The organism is Parendozoicomonas callyspongiae, assembly GCF_023502345.1.
GTDB classification, from domain to species: domain Bacteria; phylum Pseudomonadota; class Gammaproteobacteria; order Pseudomonadales; family Endozoicomonadaceae; genus Sansalvadorimonas; species Sansalvadorimonas callyspongiae.
Genome location: NZ_JAMFLX010000071.1, coordinates 1 through 2,140 on the forward strand (window position 1 = coordinate 1; position 2,140 = coordinate 2,140).

Annotated in this window: 1 protein-coding gene; it reads left to right on the plus strand. The window is 37.7% G+C overall.

Annotated features, from left to right (window positions below; translation table 11 throughout):
* The first annotated feature begins 127 nt into the window (after positions 1-127).
* Entirely contained in the window at positions 128-2,092 is a 1,965-nt protein-coding gene (locus M3P05_RS20250) for an ATP-dependent nuclease (RefSeq protein WP_249701945.1), read from the plus strand.
* Positions 2,093-2,140 lie beyond the last annotated feature (48 nt).

A 2,140-nucleotide genomic window follows, 5' to 3' on the forward strand; every position in this document is an offset into this window, starting at 1 on the left:
AAAGCGGGTAACAAGTGCATCAAAGGGACGCCGCCTTCGGCGGCGCCCCTCATGCAAGCGTTAGCTCCCTAATTCAACATCGAAATAAACATCAAGTAGTAAGAAGTTAGTTTTTCAAGGAAGTATCATGCATCAAATAAGTACGCTAGAGATTCAAAATTTCAGATCGTGCATCAAAACTAAAGTGTACTTGCAAGAATTCACACCATTAGTTGGATATAATAATGCTGGGAAATCCAATATCTTGAAGGCAATTGATGCCTTGGTTAAAGGAAAGGGACTAGCAGAAAACAATTTCAATGAAAATGATAAGCCTCTTATAATAATTGCAAAGCTGTCTGGTCTAACTGATGAAGTATTAGATCATTTAACTACTGCACAAAAAAGCAGTTTGCAGCCATATATAGAGAATGAAGAAATTGAAATCCGATTCAAGCAAGATAAGCCAGGCACTCAGAAAAATGCTGTTGACCTAGGTGTTAAATCACCCAGCGATACTTCTGATAATTGGACAAACCCTAATGGAATCCCCCAAGCAATTTCTACACTCTTCCCTGAACCTACATTTATAAATTCGATGGAAGATGCAGCAGAAGATATTTCAAAATTCAAAGCTAGTAACACAATCGGAAAGCTAATTTCAATACTTCAGAAAGACATCTCCAAATCTAAAGGAAAAGAGATATCTGATACATTATCTGAAATCGGCAAGAAACTTAATTATGACGGTAGTGATCGACTAGTTGAGTTTAGTGAATTCGACAATTCTGTAAATGAGAAAATTGAAGATTTCTTTCCAGGCTTAAAACTAAACTTACATATTCCAACCCCTAATATTGCAGATTTATTCAAACAGGGAACTGTGATTGTTTCTGAACGAGGTCATAAAAGCTTCAATGACTTCAATCATATGGGGCATGGCTCTCAGAGAGCCATTCAAATGACTTTAATTAGGCACTTGGCAGAAGTAACAAAAAATTCTACAAAAGAAGGAAAAACAAATTTACTTCTGATTGATGAGCCTGAATTGTATTTACATCCTCAGGCAATTGAACAGATTAGATCTTCTTTAAAAACACTTTCCCAAAATGGCTATCAGGTCATTTTCTCCACACATTCTCCCTACATGATTGAAAATGGTGATATTTCGATAACCAATATAGTGAGGAAGAATGAAGAAGGCACACAAGTAGCTACGAGGCTGAAAGACGCAATTGAAAAAGTTCTAACAGATAATGAGTCACAAGCAAGACTACTTTTCGACACATATAATCTTGGTCAAATCCTATTTTCTGATCGAGTTTTAGTTGCAGAAGGTGATACTGAAAAGCACGTTCTACCCGCGCTATTTAAAGCTGTTTCTGGGAGAACTATGGGTGAAGATAAGTGTGCGCTTGTAATAGCTACGGGTTCTCCAAATATACCCGGAATGCTTGCGATACTTGATGAAATGAATATACCAGCTAAGGCATTAGTTGATTTAGACTTTGCATTCACCGTTGCTCAAAAAAAGGGCATTGTACAGACCGGAAATGAAGATATCGGCAAATGTCTTGAAATTCTACAAAGCATACAACCAGTTCACGAGTTCAAATTGAATGGTGGTTATCCTCAAAAAGGTAATAATTTCAAAGCATCAGATATTTATGAGTTACTAGCTCAAGAAGAAAGCTCAAAAGATCACATTCTTAACCTTCATAATCATTTGAAAAAACAATCTATTTGGTTGTGGGTTTCTGGTGCAATAGAGCCTCACCTTAGCCTTGAAGAGAAGCAAACTGGTGACTGGTACAAATTCAAGGAAAAAATCAGTAAAACTCCTGCTAACGAAGTTATTCATGACTTTGCTCATGTTGAAAGTATGGTTGATTGGGCTATAAATGGTGTCAATTCACCAACAACGGATGTCAGTCATATCATTGCTGGAAAAGAGTTCGAGTTCCCTGTAATAAAGAAAGGAGAACTCTATCAGTGTATCGCTCAACACAAAAGTGGTAGCACTACTAAGAAAACTTACGGCACTATAAGCCCTGATCGAGATATCGCGATTACAGAAACAATTAAAATGATTGAACGAGTAAACGGAAGCTAACAAGAGCATCCAGCCGACCGCCTACGGCGGCGGCTGATGCAGGCGTTA

Excerpts from the sequence above, each read along its gene's own strand:
- M3P05_RS20250 (WP_249701945.1), top strand. The coding sequence starts at position 128 with ATGCATCAAATAAGTACGCTAGAGATTCAAAATTTCAGATCGTGCATC.